Raw genomic sequence first — 19,109 nt, forward strand, 5'->3', positions numbered from 1 at the left:
TAAAATTAGTTTCAAAAGAATGTATTTTTGTTTTAAAATTCGCACTTTTATTTTATGCCTCCCTTGTTATGAATCAACTTCGTACAGGAGATATCATTGCTTTAGGTTTTATGACCTTTGCGTTATTCATTGGCGCAGGCAATATTATCTTTCCTCCAATCGTTGCTCAGCAGGCTGGCGAACATGTTTGGCTTGCTGCTTTCGGTTTCTTAATCACTGCAGTTGGTTTGCCTGTGATTACGATTATGGCCTTATCTCGCATGAAAGGTTCGATCGAAATCATTAGCTCTCCTTTAGGACGCTTTTTTAGCTTACTCCTGACTATTGTTTGCTATTTATCTGTAGGGCCACTATTTGCAACCCCACGTACCGCAACCGTTTCTTATGAAATAGGTTTCGCACCTTATTTTGGTACATCTGGCAGTAGTCTCTTTATCTATAGTATTATTTATTTTGCTTTTGTGACCGCAGTTTCACTGTATCCAAACAAACTACTCGATACTGTTGGTCATGTACTGGCACCACTAAAAATTATTGCACTTGCAATTTTAGGTATCGCTGCATTTGCCATTCCAACAGGCATGATTTCACCTGCTGTAAATAATTATGTGAGCAGCCCAGTATCTGAAGGTTTTGTGAGTGGTTATTTAACCATGGACACTTTAGGTGCTTTGGTATTCGGTATTGTGATTATTCAAGCGATTCAATCTCGTGGAGTCACAGATACTAAACTCATTACCAAATATGCGATTATCGCGAGTTTGATCGCTGGTGTAGGACTAACTCTAGTCTATATTAGTTTGTTCAAACTTGGCCTAGGCAGTCATGAAGTCGCTCCAAACGCAGCCAATGGTGCAATCATTCTACATGCCTATGTTCAGCATGCTTTTGGTGATTACGGTTCATATTTCCTAACTTGCCTAATCTTCCTTGCATGTATGGTCACTGCAATTGGCTTAACCTGTGCATGTGCTGAATATTTCAATGAGTTAACAGGTTTATCTTATAAATTGCTGGTTTTCATCCTGACTGGTTTTTCATTATTGATTTCCAATTTAGGTTTAACCAAGCTGATTGCGTTTTCGGTTCCGGTTTTAAGTGCCATTTATCCGCCTGCAATTGTTGTCATTATGCTGAGCTTTTTCTGGAAACGCTGGAATAATCCATCGATTGTTGTTGGTTCAGTGACGGCTATTGCCTTTCTATTCGGTATTATTGAAGCGATTAAAGCAGCTGGCTTTACTCAACAATTACCGACTTTTATTCAGCATTTACCTTTGAATGAACAAAATCTTGCATGGTTACTTCCATCAATTATTGTTCTTGTGATTGCAATTTTGATTGATCGGGTATCGTCGTCTAAGAAATAAAATGATTTGTCGTTAAAATGATGTTTTACCCAAACATGATTTTAGCTATACGAAAAATGTTCTTTTATCCAATGTTCATTTTTTGTTTACGACAAATCTTTCTTTTCAAACAACAAAATCACTCCGTCCCAGTCAAATCAGGCATTGGAAACCAACCATTCCTATTCAATAAACTTATTCAATCGTTTTTCAAAATGTAAAAATAATAGCCATTATTTAACTAAAAATAGTATAAATCACTATAAAAATACTTTAAATCTATATAAATCAATACATTCAAAAATTTATTTTCAAAATACCCCTTGTCCCTATTGAAATGCTCAGAAAATAGCAGTACAACTTAAAAAAGAATTCAGACAAAAACACATGGTTTTGTCGTCACAACAAGGAGGGATGGAGATGTTATCAATACATTTCAACAAGCAAGTCTTCATTAACACTCTGAAGGCTAATGATTCAATCGTATATGCAACAACAACACTTGCCTTAATGGTTACGTTGTTATTTCAAGGCACAATTAAAGGTAATTTAAAACCTGAATATTTTGCATATGCATTGGTTGTATCGCTGGCCTTTTGTATGTGGGCGATTGTTGATCGAAAGTTTCGACAGCTAAGTGTAGCTCGACAGAAAAATACTTTAGGAAAAATGGATGAGTAATCATCCATTTTTTAATTCCAGAATCGGCCAATTGTACCCAATAACAAAATTGTCGTAGCGCCCAGCTCGACAACAATTAAACTGAGCATCATCAACGTCATACACCATGCAGGTAAAGTCCAACGCCCAACCTGATGCGGCTGTTTAAATTGATTGGTTGTATCCTTTAATAAGCCGTGCAAAATGTAAATTAAAATCGACATTGTAAAAAAGAATAAATTCGCAACAACGCAAAACAAAACCAGTGAATCTGATAGCACCGTAAAGAAGCTTAATGCAGCGAGAATCAAACTGGCAGAGGCATAAAGCAAACTACTCCGATGTGCAATATCAACATAATAATGTGCCCGAGCAAGTTCCGTATGTCTGATTTGATAATACTTCCAAACCCCAGTTGACATCCCCATCCACAAAAAAATCCCACTAAATATAATTGCAAGTTGTGTCGCACTATTTAAAACCAACATATATTTCCCCGAAAACAATCTATTCCTTTTGTGCGTTTATATTACATAAAATTTGACTTTTAAGTCATTTTTTAAACGAGTTTCTTTTTGGAACTTGTGTAAAGTAGAACGATGCGAATACACGAGTATGTTTTAATGAATCGCTCTGAGTCTTTTTGGATCAATTGTCAAGATAACTATCAACTTGCTGCCCAGTTTTATCCTGCACAAGGCAATAGCAAGCCATACCCTATCTTGATTTGTCCAGCAACAGGGATTACCAAAAATTTCTATCACGCTTTTGCCGACTGGCTTAGCCAGCAAGGCTATGATGTTTTAAGCTTTGATTTTAGGGGGATTGGCGAATCGTTGCACGGTGCCCTTAAGAATTCCAATGCCAGCATTAGCGATTGGGGGACCTATGATATTCCAGCTGCCATCGAAACCTTATTAAATCGTAGCCAAGCTGAAAAAGTCATCATGATTGGCCACAGTGCAGGTGGACAGTTACTCGGTATTACCCCCAACTACAATAAAGTTGCTAAAGTCTTGGCAATTGCAGGTTCAACAGGGCATGTCAAAGGTTTAAAAGGAAAGACTAAAATTCTTGCACCCGTGATGTTTAATATTATTTTTCCAATTTCCAGCTTTTTCAAAGGCTATGGCGCAACTCAATTTATTGGGATGGGAGAAAATCTGCCCAAGAATGTTGCCAGACAGTGGGCCGAGTTTTGCAGCAAACCTGGTTATGTGATGAATGCGATTGGTAAGACCATTTTTGAAGACTATCACCAACAAATTCAATGCCCAATCACCTCTTTCTGGGCAAGCGATGACGAAATTGCTACACAGGAAAATGTGCAAGATCTTTTACGTTTATATCCAAATGCCCCAACCAAATTGATTGAATTGAATCCACAACAACATGGTTATAAGCATATTGGGCACATGCTAATGTTTAAAAAATCCCATCAAAAATTATGGCCACTCATAGAAAGTGAATTGCGTATTTAAACATACGTATTCTCTCTGATTGTTGATACTTTACGCATCTCAACCTGTAATCCTGTTCAGATGCGCCTTTTTTATCTTAAATATCCCATCAGCTTAGCATTTTGTTTTTCACTCGTATTCATTAACTACAATCATCACGTTCCATCACTGTTAGCTCAAACGAGCTGATTCCAGTGAATTTCAAGCAATCAATGATAAAATTTCATCAGAAAAATGTGATAAAGAATGTATTTATTCAACTTTTTAATTTTTTGATATGTTATATTTTAACCAATTGATTAATACAAGCATTTGTATTCTCTATTTTTAAGCATTATTTATTTTTTAAATATATTGATTTTCTATATTTATGACATTTTAGACAGAAATTATTATAAAAATGTCACGTCAAAAATCGTATTTTTTTCTACAATATGATTATTCTACAGATGAGCAAGAATTAAAAACTTGAGCATAATCTGCAAAGGAATGACGACTGGATAGTACATCATTAATAGCTGATTTATGTGAATTTTATGATGACTTATTCATTTAGAATTAAGATAATTCCAGCATTATCTTTAGATAAAAGTGTTAAAAAATGGAATGCTAAAAAAATCTAGAAATTGATTTTTTAACAGGAAAGTTAGAGACATTTCATGGAATCTAGGAGCAGCAAAATATTGCTCCTTGTGCAAGCAGGAAATAAGTGATGCCAAAAAAATATGCGCGTTTTTTACCTACAGCCGATTCATTTAACCTAGAAGACTTCCCTTTTTACTGGATTTCTCAAGTAAATGCTCAATACGTCCAAAACATTGACAACGTACTTAAAAAATATGGTCTAGACAATTCTCGTCGTCGTATTTTAATCGCCTTACATGTCAAACCACATGCAAGTGTGTCAGAGCTTTCAGACATGGTTATTTCAAAAATGTCTACTACCACCAAAATCGTTTATCGCCTTAAAGATGAAGGCTATATCGATACCTATTCATGTAAAGAAGATGGCCGTATAACACGTGTTTTTCTGACAGAAAAAGGCCAAGAGATGATCACAAAAATCAATGATCTTACCGCCATCATCTTAGAGCAATCTTTTGATGGTCTTACGCCTTTGCAAATTGAAAAGACGATGGAAATTCTGCGTCATATGTTTAAGAATCTTGCGCGTTAATAAGCAGAGATAAAAAAGGCTTCAACATTGAAGCCTTTGTCTTTATTGTCAAAATTACAAGTCAAACATATTGAGTTGTGGGGTTATTTTTTCGAGCCTTGCTTTCGGTACATGCGAACATTCAAATTCCTCTACGGGAAAACCATTCATAAACCCATAGAGTTGATGGGGTTGCTTCAGGCTTAACCACTCATCCAAGCGTTGATGTGGAATAACCACCACGGATCGCTTCACATTACCCGGTTCATGGAAATCTTTCATCATCGGGTGGTCTATCGCGTCCATAGTCAGCATGGTTGCTGAACGAACAGTGTGTTCATTCAATTTACAAATCTCATAAAGTGCTGCAATATAAAACGCCTGCCCATCTTTACGGCGTACACCCCAGCGTTGTGGTTTATTATCGATATACTTACTTTCATAGAACTCTGAAACAGGAATCACGCCAAACTTGCATTTAGATGCTGCTTCAAGAAAACTGGGTTTCTGAAAGATAGTTTCATGTCTTGCATTATAAGTATGCTTAGAAATATTGGTATCTTCTGACCACTTCGGTACTAAACCAAATAATACTTCGCGCCACTCTAGCCCCTGCTCCGATTTAAACAGCAAAGATGTTTTATAGCTTGGGTAAACCTCATCCACATATTCAAACGGAATCAAAGGCAATTTTAGCTGTTTGGCTTGTTCAACCGTCAAAGGTTTATAGTTAGCACACATAAGCAGATCAGTACGTATCTCTAAAAAATAAAGTTAAAAAAGGAGGCATCACCCCTCCTTTTTATTCTTAGATCAAATTAACCAAATAATTTTTTCATCTTCGCACTTAAGCCGTGGATAAAACGATGTTTCGCATTGGCTTTATCACTGGTTAAGAAGTTAATCTGGATCGATTGACGTTGCCCTTCAAAAGGTACATATCCATGCCAACCATTATCTGTCACCTTAAATGCAACAAGGGTTCCTGGTCCAGCATCAATCTCTGCAACATAGTCATCCATATTCTTTTCATCATTCAAGATACGTAAACGACCTGTCGGTGCATCCCAAGATTCATTTAAATAAATCAAAATGGTCAACAACTTGGTTTTCGAGTCGGAATGGATACGACCATCCTTTTGACGTGAATAACCACGTAATGTGATCATCATCGGATGTTCCATCACATCAACATCAAATTTTTCAGTCAAGATTTGACGAAATTCCTTGGTATCTAACGACTTTAAGAAACGATCAAAATTAGGTTTAATCTCAACATCTTCGATATTATAGCTACCACCTTGCTGGATTTTTGGAAAATCCTGAATAACAGCTTTTACTTCACTGTCCACAATTGAGTTTTCTACAACAAAGTAAGGGTATGGTGAGGTAGAAACTTGCGCTTGTTTTAAAGCATCTAATTTTAAAATTTGTGACATCGCTATGATTCGACTAAATGATCAAACTGTAGCAATTATAGCAAAAATTTGATCAAGATAATGCTTAATCCTGTTTTAGATCTATTTATCAATCAAAGCTTCCTTTAAACCACGGAAATAAAAAAAGCCTCCGAAGAGGCTTTTTTTATTAGATGAGCTTAATCACCTGTATAACCTTTTAACTTTAAACGTGCAGCATGTAACAATGGCTCAGTATAACCCGATGGTTGTTCTGCACCCTTGAAGATCAAGTCAGATGCTGCTTGGAATGCAATACCATCAAAGTTTGGTGCCATTGGTGTATACAGCGGATCATTGGCATTTTGTTGATCAACGATCACCGCCATACGCTTAAGTACTTCTTCAACTTGCGCACGTGTTACAATACCGTGACGTAACCAGTTTGCAACGTGTTGCGAAGAAATACGTAAAGTTGCACGGTCTTCCATTAAGCCAACGTTATTAATGTCTGGCACTTTAGAACAACCAACACCCAAGTCAACCCAACGAACGACATAACCCAAGATTCCTTGACAGTTATTTTCAAGTTCATTGTTTAACTCTTCTGCTGTCCAGTTGGTTTCTGGTGCAAATGGCGGCGTTAACAAGTCATCTAAAGTCAACATGTCTTCAGCAGCCAATACATCTTGACGTGCTTTTACATTGATTTGATGGTAGTGCAATGCATGCAGTACTGCACCTGTTGGTGATGGAACCCATGCACAAGTTGCACCTGCATTTGGATGTGCGGTCTTGGTCGCCAACATATCTTTCATGCTATCTGGTTTTGGCCACATGCCTTTACCAATTTGCGCTTTACCTTGTAAACCACATGCTAAACCGATTGCAACGTTACGGTTTTCGTAAGCAGCAATCCATTTTTGGGTTTTAACAGCTTCTTTACGCACAACTGGCGCAGCTTCCATAGACGTATGGATTTCATCGCCTGTACGATCCATAAAGCCCGTATTAATGAAAATGGTACGGTCTTTTGCAGCAAAGATACAGTTTTTCAAGTTCACAGACGTACGACGTTCTTCATCCATAATCCCGATTTTGAGTGATTTAGCAGGCAAACCGATGGCTTGTTCAGCACGCTCAAACAATTCAACCGCAAATGCAACTTCCTCTGGACCATGCATTTTTGGCTTAACGATATACATTGAACCTTTACGCGAGTTTTTGTTCTCGTTTTGACCGCGAATATCAGCAACTGTAAGCAAAGGTGTAACTAAAGCATCCATGATGCCTTCGAACACTTCTTCGCCCTCAACCAAGATCGCAGGGTTTGTCATTAAGTGGCCTACGTTACGAAGCAACATTAATGAACGGCCATGCAATGTTGTTGTACCACCAATCAGATTCTGTACAGTACGGTCTTTGTTTAAGGTACGCGTAATGGTTTTACCATTTTTCTCGATTGACTCTTGTAAGTCACCTTTCATGAGACCTAACCAGTTACGGTAGCCTTCCACTTTTTCTTCAGCATCAACCGCTGCAACCGAATCTTCCAAATCTTGGATCGTAGTTACCGCAGCTTCAAGAGTTAAATCTTTAACGCCAGCAGCATCTGTTTTACCAATTGGGCTATTTGCATCAATTTCGATAATCACATGCAAGCCATTATTTAATAAAACGATTTCAGTAGGGTTCGCCGCTTCGCCATTGAATCCGACAAACTGTGATTCGTGTGCTAAAGTCGTGGTTGAACCATCTTTGAGCGTCACAGCTAAACCATTATTCACCACTGCATATTGAGTTGCATCTGCATGCGAACCTTGTGCCAATGGGAAAGTTTGGTTTAAGAAGTCCTTTGCAAAAGCAATGACTTTATCACCACGAACTGGGTTATAGCCTTTGCCTTTCTCTGCGCCGCCCTCTTCAGAAATAACATCTGTACCATACAGTGCGTCATACAAAGAACCCCAACGTGCATTTGCAGCGTTCAAGCTGTAACGTGCATTACGCACAGGTACAACAAGTTGTGGGCCAGCCAATAATGCAATTTCTTCGTCAACGTTTTCAGTCGTTACCTGAAAGTCAGCAACTTCTGGCTCTAAGTAACCAATTTCAGTTAAGAATGCCTTGTAAGCATTTAATTCAAATTTATTGTTGCGATGCCATTCGTCAATCTTTGCTTGAAGTTCATCACGCTTAGCCAATAATGCTTTGTTTTTTGGGCTAAGGTCGACAACGACTTGCTCGAAGTTTTTCCAGTAAGTTTCACTCTCTAAACCAGTACCTGGTAAAGCTTCATTTTCGATGAAATCGTAAAGTTCTTTAGCAATCGCTAGCTTGCCTTTTTGAATACGTACAGTCATTGTCTTTCCTGATGGTGCTAACTTTTTATAACAAGAATTCTAGTATACTGATTTATACTAGCCTGAATAGTAATATCACATTCCTAAATAGTAAGCATTTTCCCCATTAGAAGTATTGACAAACATATTTTTTTATACTTACCAAAACATCAAATGATGTGTGCTTGTTTTCTAGTTATGCAATATACTCCCTTTTTCAAACTCATCTAGTTATAACAAAATTCGACCAAGAATAAAGCCTTATCCCTATAAGTTTATAAAAAAAGCACTCCGAAGAGTGCCTTTTCATTTATGAAGTTTGTGCGATCTGAATTTGTCGGTGCTCCGAATGCAAATAATCATCAGACTGCATTTCCAATAAACGTGAACGCGTACGTTCAATTTCAAATGCCAATTTCTCACCTTCATAAAGATCAATAATAGAGTCTTCTGAAGTAAGAATCAGTTTTACACCACGGTCATAGAATTCATCGACCAAATAAATAAAGCGGCGAGTTCCTTCGGACAGGAAATCGGTCAAATGCGGAACATTGCTCACCAAAACGGTATTATAGATGTTGGCGATTTCAATAAAGTCTGCGGGACTACGTGGCTTAAAGCATAGCTCTGAAAACTCACACCACAATACATCTTCAGTGTGACCTAAGGTTTCTACCACGCGATTATTGATCATAATCGGTAAGCTAGATTGTGCTTGGGTTTGGGTCAGTGCTTTAAAACGACCAGATAACCACACTTGCGCATCATCCGTTAATGGATATTTAAATAATTGCGCCTGTTTCAATACCCGTAAACGATAATCTACACCTGCATCAACATTTAAAACCGTACAGTTCTTCTTGACCAACTCAATCGTCGGCAGGAAACGATCACGATGAATTCCGTTTTTATATAAACCATCTGGTGCAATATTTGATGTTGCAATCAAAGTGATGCCACGCTCAAAGAGCTTTTGGAACAGATCACTCAAAATCATGGCATCAGTTACATTTGATACGAAAAATTCGTCAAAGCAAATTACAACAGCGTCTTTATAAATCTGATCTGCAACCAAATCTAGCGGATTACGTTGACCCGAAAGTTTATTCAACTCTTTATGAACATGTTGCATAAAGTGATGGAAGTGCATCCGCATCTTACGGCGGAATGGCACAGATTCATAAAACTGATCCATCAACCATGTTTTGCCTCGACCTACACCACCCCACATATATACGCCTTTTGGATAGGTTTGACGGCGGAAACGTCGAAACGCTTTCTTCGATGCTTTATAGCGAGTGAGTAACTCTTTCCATACTCGATCCAACTCTTGCACGGCTTGCGCTTGAGCCTCATCTGGCATGAATTGTCCTGAGTCAAGTGCTTGAGCATAGCGCTCAGCAGGTGACGTTGGGATATATGCAGTGCTATGTGAGTCTGGTTTAGAATTTGACATAAGGTGTTATTGCAATTTTAATTGATGAAAATTATATCGAACATTCTGTTCAATGGCATTAGATTTTAGGCTTAATTATCATAGAGTTTAAACATCAAAATGTACCATTTTTAATCATTTAATGATTTCGATTATATTGTCTCGGACTCAATCCAAACCATCTTTTAAAAGCATGATTGAAGGCCGCTGGCTCAGAATAACCCAACATTTCGGCGACTTGTTCAATTGAATAGGAACTATTTTCAATGAACTTAATCGCCTTCTGTTTAATCAGCTGTTCACGAATTTCCTTATAGCTGGTCTGCATTTGCTGCAATTGATGTCTTAAGGTACGTTCTGGAATACTCAGGGCACAAGCGGTTTCTGCCATCGTGGGTATGACCCCATTTTGCATTTCCAGATAATCCTGCACATATTCAACAATCGTTAATTTGAGCGCCGCACTTTTCTCTAAATGTTGAATATCCTGTAGGCATTTTTCTTCATAAATGCGATACGTCAAAATATCAGCAGATGGAATTTTTGTATTTAGAATTTGTGTATTTTCCAAAATAAAAGCGGCCTGTGCACATCCAAATTTGACATCTTGACCATAATAATCTTGATAAGCAGCAAGCAACCCTAGATCTTTAGGGCGCTGAAATGGCAGTTCAATCTGAATTTTGGGTATATCCAACCCCATCATTTTAAAGATGTCTTGTAAAAACTTATAGGTACCTGAAATTTCACACTGTGCCCTTAATTGGCCTAAATGCATACTGAGATCAATAGGTTGATAAAACAAATAGATCAACTCATTTTCAATCTTTAACTGCAAGCTCCCAAATAGATGGGTTAACTGCTGATATTGAACACCATTGAGTAAGGCACGATGTAGGGTATCACTGGTCACCAGTAACATCAGGAACGGTCCATAGCCAGCCAATGCATAATGCTGCCCAATGAATAGACCTTGTTCTGGTGAAATGTCCTGACTAATATGCTGCAAAATATCCCACTCGATTTCATCTGGAATAATTGAACTTGGATCTAAGGCATCGGCGTGTATCCCCATATTTGCTAAACGTGCATCCACATCAATACCGACATGACGCATGCCTTGAATCAAATACATCAACCCGAGGATAGATCTCTTCATAAGTTCGAATGCAATTCTCAAAACTTTAATGTTTTACTATAAAAGCCTCAGCAAATGAATTGCCGAAATGATCAAGTTTTACGTCGATACAATCATATTTAATCTCACGAAAACCGTTAAACTTGCTCAAAACTTAGCGGTGTAGGACACAAACTATGCGTGATGTAAACCAAAATGCGATTCAAAAAACAAAAGTTGCCATTATTGGTGCAGGTTTTGGTGGCTTGGCAATGGCTATTCGCCTGTTACAAAGTCAAATTAATGATTTTGTGATCTTAGAAAAAACCAATGATGTGGGGGGTACATGGCGAGAGAACCAATATCCTGGCGCAGCCTGTGATGTTCAATCGCATATGTACTCACTTTCATTTGCTCCCAAAACAGACTGGTCTAAGCGTTATGCTGAAGCAGATGAAATCTTTACCTATATCCAAGACATCACGGAACAACACAAATTAAAGGACTATTGCAAATTTGAACATGAAGTCACTCGTGCTGAGTTTGATGAAAGCCGAAATATCTGGACCTTAGCCCTGAAAGATCGACCGACAGTTGAAGCACAATTTGTTATTTTTGCCTCAGGTCCACTGCACGTGCCACAAATTCCTCATGTGAAAGGCATTGAAAACTTTAAAGGTAAAGTTTTCCATTCATCACAGTGGGATCATCATTATGACCTAACTGACAAATCTGTTGCATCAATTGGAACTGGCGGCAGTGCGATTCAATATATTCCTGAAATTGCGCCAGAGGTCAAACAACTCTATGTATTGCAACGTACCGCAGCATGGGTGATTCCTCGTGATGAACGTAAATACTCCCAACTGAGCAAATCTTTATTTAAAGCATCAAATATCTACCGTCAGATTCACCGTACCCGCCTGTATTGGACCAATGAATCTCGTGTTGTGCCAATTGTACAACCACAGATCATGAAGTATGGCCAGAAACTGGCTGAAGCCTTTATCCGCTTCCAAGTTAAAGACAAAGAACTGGCGAAAAAACTAACACCTGATTTTGTCATGGGCTGTAAGCGTATTTTAATTTCAAATAAATATTTCCCAACCTTCAACCGTAAAAACGTTGAATTAGTGACAGATGCTATTCAAGAAATCACCGCAAATAGTATCATCACCAAAGATGGCAAAGAACGTCAAATTGACTGTCTGATTTATGGTACAGGTTTTATTACCGACCCTCGTATATATCTAAAACATTTCGATTGTGTTGGCCGTAACGGCATTGAACTCAAACAAGCATGGAAAGATGGCGCTGAAAGTTACTATGGGATCAGTACCAAAAACTTTCCGAATCTATTCCAGTTACTGGGGCCAAATACCATTCTTGGGCATAACTCAGTGATTTTCATGATTGAATCTCAGGTCAACTATATTCTCCAGTTAATTCAAACTGTATATAAAACAGGGACTCAAGCAGTTGAAATTAAGCATGACGTCCAAGATCAGTTCAATCAGCGTGTACAAGATCAGCTTAAAGGAACGGTATGGCAAGCGGGTGGCTGTAGCAGTTGGTATCAAGCTGCTGACGGTAAAAACTTTTCGTTATGGCCAACCTACACATGGCGATATTGGTTAGAAACTCGTAAAGTCAATGTCGCTGATTATAATTTTATGAGTACTTCAACTGCTGCCAAATCTAATGCTGCATAAAGAGTAAAGCCTATTTAAAAAAGCCCCCGATTCTATGGGGGCTTTTTTATTTCCAAGCGATACAATAACTTATCTCTTGCACTTATCATCTTTTCATTCTTTTATCTTTTCCAACTAAAAACAGTATTGTTAATAAGCAAATACGGAAAAAACCATGCTATGATTTTAACTACCTACCGTTAGGTAGTAAAACTATATCTGTTTGCTTTCTGCACTGGAGTCTAAAACCATATGCAATCTGCTGCTCCAATTTCTAAAATCAGTTGGTCTTTGTTACTACTACTCTCCTTATTCACAGCCTTAGATGCGTTGGCGATTGATATTTATTTGCCTGCGTTTCCACTGCTTGCCGAAAGCTTTGCAACCACAGCTGGACAGATTCAGTTGACACTCTCGGTATTTTTGATTGGCCTTGCAATTGGTCAAGGTATTTATGGTCCTTTATTAGATCGCTTTGGCCGACGCAATCCCTTATTGATTGGAATCGCAATATTTATCTTGGGCTCATTATTGGCTGCCATTGCACCCAGCATTGAATGGTTGTTAGCAGCCCGGTTTTTACAAGCAATCGGTGCCTCTGCCGGTTTGGTTGTTCCAAGAGCAATTATTTCTGATGTCTGTGATGCCAAAACCAGCGCCAAAAATTTTTCTATTCTGATGCAGGTGATGATGATCATTCCAATCATTGCACCATTGTTTGGTAGCTTCATTCTCCGATTCGGATCATGGACTCTCATTTTCTATATATTGGCAATACTCGGTACAATCTTATGGTTATGGGGCAATTACGCTATACCAGAAACCTTAAAACCTGAGTATCGTCAGCCGCTCCAACTCAGCACAATCAGAATTAGCTATCAAACACTCACTCTCAATCAAAAATTTATGGCCTACACGCTGGCGGGCGGTTCTATCTTGGGCGGCTTTTTTGTTTATTTAAGCCAATCCCCATTTATTTTTATTCAGCATTATCATATTCATAATGAAGGTTTTAGTACTTTATTTGCAGCCAATGCCATCGGATTAATTATTCTTGGGCAAGTTTCGATCATGTTATTAAAGCGTTGGTCTGCACAACAATTACTGATACTGGGCATGTGTATATTTAGCGGTGCCAGTTTGATCTTACTTCTCAGCGTTTCTTTATCTACCTTAAGCTTATGGCAGTATGTTGCACTGTTAGGACTAAGTATCTGGTCTACAGGTTTTATTTTTGGCAATGTAACGGCATTGACCATGCAACAAAGCCCACAACATTTAACAGGTGCGGCTTCATCATTGATGGGTTTATTGCAATATGCCTTGGCTTCGTTGATTGGCTTGATCGTGAGCTTGTTTGAAATTAATATTAGCCTGCTCCCAGCCAGTCTATTCGTTTGCGGAATGATTGCACTCAGCTTATGTATTTATGCTGCACTTAGACAAAGTGACACTTTTTCGACGACGAAAGCAGAATAATAAGTATCGTACTCAGATCAGCAATTGACTACAATCAAGGGCTGATCAAAACATCTAATGTTTTTAGAATGGCATCTAGTCGAAGTCTGAACTTATCTCGTCCTCCGTAGATCAATTCACTTTGTAGTGCATCCACAAAACTCATACAGACCCGAGCCAAGATTGTACTGTCTAATTGATACTTATTTTCTTTCAACACCGACTGTTGTAGTGCCTGTAAAAACAGCTGTTCCAATTCAGCCATGAAAACATGCATTGGCTCAATCACCTGATCATATAAGTGTACAGGTGGACTAATTAAAGCATTCATCCAGAACTGAACTCCATAAGAGAGATCAAAGCGTTGTTCAATACTCATGAAGTAAGCGTGTAATTGCTGCTGAATTCCCATACCACCTTGCAAAACTGTTTTGGCATGTCCCAGTTCTTCATCAATCATGATCGGAATCAAGCTTAGATACAGTTCATCTTTATTTTTAAAATGTGCATAAATTGAAGGCTTTTTAATTCCAACATCAGTCGCAATTTCATTTAAGGATGTTGCTGCAAAGCCTTGTTTTGCAAAACGCTCAAAGGCAAATTTTTGAATCTTCGCTGCTGTCACAAATCATTTACCTCTATTTCTTAAAAAAGTATATTTCACTCCATATAATATTCATAGCGACAATGAGCATCCTGAAGTTGATCAACTGTGTTAGGGACTTCTGACGGATATAAATGCACCTTTATTGCAAAACATTCTATATCAAGTGATATATAAATCTACCCAAGTATCAGATTTCCCTGCATAATAAATCAGCATTATAAACGCGCTGATTGTATGACCTCTTTTGTATTAATCTTCCAGATTTTTGTCTGCCTTAGCTTAGGCTATTTTGTTGCACCGCACCTATCTCAGACACTTAAACAATTTGTATTCAAAATCCTGCCTTATTTTTCTTATATTTTATTGGTTAGTGTCGCATTCGAACTGACTCAGGCCTTAAATCATATCCAAAACCCTGCAACCATTTTACCGCCAGCGCTTTTGATTGCATTTACCACTTCAATTGGTTCTTTTTTCATTTGTCTTCTCACCTACAAACTAATAGATCGGCAAAGCATTCAAGGCAAAATTTCATCACATCTTTTTCTAAATGCACTCAAAAATATTGCCAAAGCCTTTTTAGCTTTAGGCGTTGGTATTCTGTCGGGCATCGTGATCAATACTACAGATTTAGCGATCAGCTTTAATAGTTGGTACTTATTACTGATCTTTATTTTCTTGATCGGGATCGAACTGGCCTTTACTCAATTTGATCGTAGCTGGTTAAGCTGGAAAATCCTAATGGTTCCCGTAGCTGCATTCATCGGCTCTGGTTTAGCCTCAATTCTGAACTATATTCTTTTATCTAATCATTATAACTTTAATGAAGTCATGGCTTTAGCCCAAGGTTATGGCTGGTATTCCATGTCAGGGATTTTATTCACTGAGCTACACTCGGCTAAACTAGGTGGAATAGCACTATTAACGGACTTATTTAGAGAGATTTTTGCGATTTTATTGATGTATTGTTTAGGCTGGCGCTTTCCACGCTCTGCGATTTCGAGTGCTGGTGCAACCTCGATGGATGTCACTCTTGCCATGGTCAAACAATCATGTGGCACGCATTACGTACCACATGCAATGATGAGTGGATTGATTCTATCTCTCCTCGCACCATTGTTAATCAGTTTGTTTTTGAATCTAAAATTCTAAATCAAGCCAAACTCAATTAGATTGAAGTTAGAATTGACTTTAACATCTCAGTTGGGTTTTCAGCTTTCGTAATTGGACGACCAATCACTAAATGAGTTGAACCATCCAGCATGGCTTGTTTAGGCGTCACAATGCGCTTTTGGTCATCGGCATTTGAACCTTCTGGGCGAATCCCTGGTGTAACCAAAGCAAAATCCTGTCCTAATAGTTCACGAAGAATTTTCGCTTCTTGTGCTGAACATACCACACCATCCAAACCACTCTCTTGAGTAAGTTTCGCCAAACGCTTTACCTGTTCAACAGGCTCGATATCTAATCCGATATCCCGTAAATCTTCACGTCCCATAGAAGTTAAAACAGTAACTGCAATCAACTGTGTTTGATAATTGCCTGCTTTAAGACGCTCGACACAGGTTTCCATCATTTTACGGCCGCCAGATGCATGCACGTTCACCATCCATACCCCAAGATCTGCTGCAGCACATACGGCCTGAGCCGTGGTATTTGGAATATCATGAAATTTTAAATCAAGAAAAACGTCAAAGCCTTTGTCTTGTAAGCTTTTAACAATCGATGGGCCTACATGAGTAAAGAGCTCTTTGCCTACTTTGACACGACAAAGTGACGGATCAAGCTGATCTACGATTGTTAAGGCGTCATATTGGCTTTTTGCGTCTAGCGCAACAATAATACTCACGAATCTAGTTCCATCACATAAAAATCGGCTAATTATAAATTGATTCAGAGCATGAACAAAGCAAGAAAGTTCTCATATTGAAAAAAAGCTTTTCCACTAAGCTGAAATATACCTATCTTTGTTCTGAAATTAAAATTGCTCGCGTATCTGCTTGCAGTGCCTCAAAGATATGTGGCTGATCCGCAGGGTAACAAATATAATCCCCTTCATTCAGCAATACAGGCTCTGAAATTAATCCAACCTTTGCTTGCCCCTTCATAATAATAATATGCTCAATACTACCAATCGGATGTGGCTGACTACAACGCGGCTCACCCGGTTGGGTTGTTAACATATACACATCACGTCTCGCACCTGTTGGGCAATTGGCCAATAGAATAGCTTGATAATGAGCAATTTCAGAAGAAACCGATGGCCCTTCACCAAAACGAATGACCTGAGTTTGTACAATATGGCTTTCCATTAACTTTGCAAATGGAATATCCAAAGCCACACACAAAGCCCATAATGTTTCCAGGCTTGGATTTCCTTGCGCAGCTTCCAGTTGCGACAAGGTTGATTTGGCTATGCCCGCCCGACGCGCGACTTCTGCCAATGACAGCCCTGCTTTCTGTCTCTCTCTCTGCAAACCCTTTGCAACAATTTCAATTGGCAATGCCATAAACCACCATAAAAAACGATTGTTCGCTTTGACGAACGACATGAATTTAATCTATTATATCGTACGTTCGTTTTATATAGAAAATAAAGATGCAAAATAAAGAGCGCTATAATCTCGTCAAAGCTATCAGTCTCATTTCAATCGCCACAGGTATTGTCGGTCTTTCACTCGGTTCCGTTGCTGCGAGCTTCAATATACCGATTTGGATTCCAATGATGCTCTCTTTAACTGTATTGGCAGGTGCTGCTGAATTTACTTTTGTAGGTATGATTGCGACTGGTGCGAACCCTCTTTTCGCAGCATTGACTGGAATATTCATCAATTTACGCCATCTTCCATTCGGCTTATCTGTTGCTACCTTTATTGAAAAAAATGCATCTCGCTTTATTGCTTGCCATATCATGAATGATGAAAGTGTAATGTTTGGATTAAGCCAGCAAGAAGATGAGAACAAGAAAAAAGCGTATTGGATGTGTGGATTGGGTATTTGTATTCTTTGGCCAATCGGTGTGTTTATTGGTTACATCTTGAGCAAAAGTATTCCAGATATTTATATATTTGGCATTGACGCTGCTTTTCCTGCCATTCTTTTTGCCTTGATTTTGCCTATGCTAAGGAACAGAACTACACGGAATCGCGTGTTTCTCGGTACGACATTGTCTTTAGCTTCTATTCCTTTGCTCCCTACAGGTTTACCTGTTTTAGTTTCCATGTTCGGTTTATTACTAAAGGGTAAATCCAAATGAAATATAGTGAAACTTATATCTTTGCTGGTATTGTCATACTTGCATTGGGTACCTATTTCATTCGCTATTCAGGCGTTTATTTAGCTAATCGAATGTCGTTTAAAGAGCAGCATAAGCAACTTCTTGCTGATTCTGCTTGTGTACTCCTATTTACCTTAGCTGTTTTCAACACCATTTTTACTGAAACGCATTTTAGCGGTATCAGTAAAATCATCGGGGTTGCTGTTGCCGTTATTTTTGCCTGGAAGAAATACTCACTGATCGTGGTCATCCTTGTCGCAATGCTAATTACCGCAGTCTTGAGATATCTCGGTCTTCCATAAAGCAAAAAAATAGCCCTTTAATCAAAATAAAGGGCTATTTCCTATCCAGTAATCAAATCTTCAAGGATTGATTACTAAAAATATTCTCAATTACAGTGGAGTACGTGTTTGACTCTCAGGATTGATATCCAACACTGTTTTTTCATGTCGTACACTTGCAGCAGCTTCTGCGGCAGCTTGCTGTGCAAGTTGAATTTGCTCTTTACGAAGATGATCAATATCTTTGCGCAATCTCTTGATTTCCCAACTGGTTTGGAAAACGCGGAAAACCTGTACGCCTAGAAGCAAACCAACAACAACACCTAAGACTAACGTCAATAAAAGTAATAACCCCAAACGCATCGCTGGAACTTGAGTAAATAACAAGTCTACTTGTAGCTCAGCCGGGTTTTGAAGTACCAAAGCAAGTGAATAACCAAAAATGGCAACGAGTAATGCAATTAAAACATAACGCATAAATACCTCAATACTTATTCAGCAGATTCGTTTACTGCATCACGAAGTGCCTTACCAGGTTTAAAATGTGGAACTGCTTTTGCGGCAACATCAACTGATTTACCTGTTTTAGGGTTACGACCTAAACGTGGCTCACGGTGATGTAATGCAAAACTACCAAAACCACGAATTTCAATACGATCGCCACTCGAAAGTGCTTCAATCATCTGATCGATCATGATCTTAACTGCGTCTTCAACCAAAGGCTCAGCCAAGTGTGGGTTTTTTAGTGCAATCCGTTCAATTAAATCAGATTTATTAAGTGCTTCAGTAGTCATTGATGACCTCTTTAATTATTGCTACTTTCCAATGTTTTTAATAATAACCTGTTTAAATACAAAACGGTAGCGCAGTACATGATTA

The 19,109-nt window shown here is 38.5% G+C and carries 20 protein-coding genes; 9 read left to right on the forward strand and 11 right to left on the reverse strand.

Going from position 1 to position 19,109, the window contains the following annotated elements:
* The first annotated feature begins 68 nt into the window (after positions 1 to 68).
* The gene (gene brnQ / locus NQU59_RS13660) at positions 69 to 1,370 is read left to right on the forward strand and encodes a branched-chain amino acid transport system II carrier protein (protein WP_257063806.1); all 1,302 of its coding nucleotides are present in this window, start codon (positions 69 to 71) and stop codon (positions 1,368 to 1,370) included.
* A gap of 399 nt (positions 1,371 to 1,769) precedes the next feature.
* A complete protein-coding gene (locus NQU59_RS13665) occupies positions 1,770 to 2,030 on the forward strand; it encodes a hypothetical protein (protein WP_005241846.1) in 261 nt (86 codons plus the stop codon).
* An 11-nt stretch (positions 2,031 to 2,041) separates the two neighbouring features.
* Here NQU59_RS13665 and NQU59_RS13670 read toward each other — a convergent pair whose 3' ends face one another.
* A complete protein-coding gene (locus NQU59_RS13670) occupies positions 2,042 to 2,497 on the reverse strand; it encodes a hypothetical protein (RefSeq protein WP_005241847.1) in 456 nt (151 codons plus the stop codon).
* Between the two features lie 135 nt (positions 2,498 to 2,632).
* On the opposite strand from NQU59_RS13670, the gene NQU59_RS13675 reads away from it, so the two are divergent.
* Both NQU59_RS13675 and NQU59_RS13680 read left to right on the forward strand, forming a co-directional pair.
* Positions 2,633 to 3,490 (forward strand): alpha/beta hydrolase family protein, encoded by an 858-nt coding sequence (locus tag NQU59_RS13675; protein ID WP_257063807.1) that lies wholly within the window; start codon positions 2,633 to 2,635, stop codon positions 3,488 to 3,490.
* Between the two features lie 691 nt (positions 3,491 to 4,181).
* Entirely contained in the window at positions 4,182 to 4,646 is a 465-nt protein-coding gene (locus NQU59_RS13680; RefSeq protein ID WP_005241849.1) for a MarR family winged helix-turn-helix transcriptional regulator, read from the forward strand.
* 54 nt (positions 4,647 to 4,700) lie between these two features.
* Here the strand turns inward: NQU59_RS13680 and NQU59_RS13685 are convergent, their stop codons facing one another.
* The 5 genes from NQU59_RS13685 to NQU59_RS13705 all read right to left on the reverse strand — a co-directional run bounded on the left by NQU59_RS13685 (position 4,701) and on the right by NQU59_RS13705 (position 10,958).
* Positions 4,701 to 5,366 (reverse strand): SOS response-associated peptidase, encoded by a 666-nt coding sequence (locus NQU59_RS13685; RefSeq protein ID WP_257063808.1) that lies wholly within the window; start codon positions 5,364 to 5,366, stop codon positions 4,701 to 4,703.
* Positions 5,367 to 5,443: 77 nt separating this feature from the next.
* Positions 5,444 to 6,064: a 2OG-Fe(II) oxygenase gene (locus NQU59_RS13690; protein ID WP_005241851.1), complete on the reverse strand. Its 621-nt coding sequence runs from the start codon at positions 6,062 to 6,064 to the stop codon at positions 5,444 to 5,446.
* Positions 6,065 to 6,222: 158 nt separating this feature from the next.
* Positions 6,223 to 8,385: a malate synthase G gene (locus NQU59_RS13695; protein WP_005241853.1), complete on the reverse strand. Its 2,163-nt coding sequence runs from the start codon at positions 8,383 to 8,385 to the stop codon at positions 6,223 to 6,225.
* A 289-nt stretch (positions 8,386 to 8,674) separates the two neighbouring features.
* Positions 8,675 to 9,820 (reverse strand): cell division protein ZapE, encoded by a 1,146-nt coding sequence (gene zapE / locus NQU59_RS13700; protein ID WP_257063810.1) that lies wholly within the window; start codon positions 9,818 to 9,820, stop codon positions 8,675 to 8,677.
* Positions 9,821 to 9,938: 118 nt separating this feature from the next.
* On the reverse strand, positions 9,939 to 10,958 hold the full coding sequence (locus tag NQU59_RS13705) for an AraC family transcriptional regulator (RefSeq protein WP_043969787.1): 1,020 nt from the start codon (positions 10,956 to 10,958) through the stop codon (positions 9,939 to 9,941).
* Positions 10,959 to 11,113: 155 nt separating this feature from the next.
* Here NQU59_RS13705 and NQU59_RS13710 point away from each other — a divergent pair, with 155 nt between their 5' ends.
* Complete coding sequence (locus NQU59_RS13710; protein ID WP_257063811.1) at positions 11,114 to 12,628, forward strand: flavin-containing monooxygenase; 1,515 nt, start codon at positions 11,114 to 11,116, stop codon at positions 12,626 to 12,628.
* 231 nt (positions 12,629 to 12,859) lie between these two features.
* Entirely contained in the window at positions 12,860 to 14,086 is a 1,227-nt protein-coding gene (locus NQU59_RS13715) for a multidrug effflux MFS transporter (protein WP_257063812.1), read from the forward strand.
* 34 nt (positions 14,087 to 14,120) lie between these two features.
* Here NQU59_RS13715 and NQU59_RS13720 read toward each other — a convergent pair whose 3' ends face one another.
* Entirely contained in the window at positions 14,121 to 14,690 is a 570-nt protein-coding gene (locus NQU59_RS13720; RefSeq protein ID WP_257063814.1) for a TetR/AcrR family transcriptional regulator, read from the reverse strand.
* A gap of 216 nt (positions 14,691 to 14,906) precedes the next feature.
* Between NQU59_RS13720 and NQU59_RS13725 the strand changes: the two genes are divergently transcribed.
* Positions 14,907 to 15,824, forward strand: coding sequence for a lysine exporter LysO family protein (locus NQU59_RS13725; protein ID WP_257063815.1), 918 nt, complete (start codon positions 14,907 to 14,909; stop codon positions 15,822 to 15,824).
* Positions 15,825 to 15,840: 16 nt separating this feature from the next.
* On the opposite strand, the gene pyrF is transcribed toward NQU59_RS13725, so the two are convergent.
* Positions 15,841 to 16,521, reverse strand: coding sequence for an orotidine-5'-phosphate decarboxylase (pyrF, locus tag NQU59_RS13730; protein WP_257063816.1), 681 nt, complete (start codon positions 16,519 to 16,521; stop codon positions 15,841 to 15,843).
* Between the two features lie 112 nt (positions 16,522 to 16,633).
* Positions 16,634 to 17,182, reverse strand: a complete 549-nt coding sequence (locus NQU59_RS13735; protein WP_043969783.1) for a helix-turn-helix domain-containing protein — start codon at positions 17,180 to 17,182, stop codon at positions 16,634 to 16,636.
* Between the two features lie 89 nt (positions 17,183 to 17,271).
* On the opposite strand from NQU59_RS13735, the gene NQU59_RS13740 reads away from it, so the two are divergent.
* Both NQU59_RS13740 and NQU59_RS13745 read left to right on the forward strand, forming a co-directional pair.
* Positions 17,272 to 17,928: an AzlC family ABC transporter permease gene (locus NQU59_RS13740; protein WP_257063817.1), complete on the forward strand. Its 657-nt coding sequence runs from the start codon at positions 17,272 to 17,274 to the stop codon at positions 17,926 to 17,928.
* Positions 17,925 to 18,251, forward strand: a complete 327-nt coding sequence (locus tag NQU59_RS13745; protein ID WP_005241869.1) for an AzlD domain-containing protein — start codon at positions 17,925 to 17,927, stop codon at positions 18,249 to 18,251. The genes NQU59_RS13740 and NQU59_RS13745 overlap by 4 nt, the downstream gene beginning before the upstream one ends.
* 90 nt (positions 18,252 to 18,341) lie before the next feature.
* On the opposite strand, the gene NQU59_RS13750 is transcribed toward NQU59_RS13745, so the two are convergent.
* Entirely contained in the window at positions 18,342 to 18,707 is a 366-nt protein-coding gene (locus tag NQU59_RS13750) for a lipopolysaccharide assembly protein LapA domain-containing protein (RefSeq protein ID WP_004653853.1), read from the reverse strand.
* Positions 18,708 to 18,721: 14 nt separating this feature from the next.
* Positions 18,722 to 19,024 (reverse strand): integration host factor subunit beta, encoded by a 303-nt coding sequence (locus tag NQU59_RS13755; RefSeq protein ID WP_004653854.1) that lies wholly within the window; start codon positions 19,022 to 19,024, stop codon positions 18,722 to 18,724.
* Positions 19,025 to 19,109: the final 85 nt, after the last annotated feature.

Origin of the sequence: Acinetobacter colistiniresistens (genome assembly GCF_024582815.1) — a bacterium.
Taxonomy (GTDB): Bacteria; Pseudomonadota; Gammaproteobacteria; order Pseudomonadales; family Moraxellaceae; genus Acinetobacter.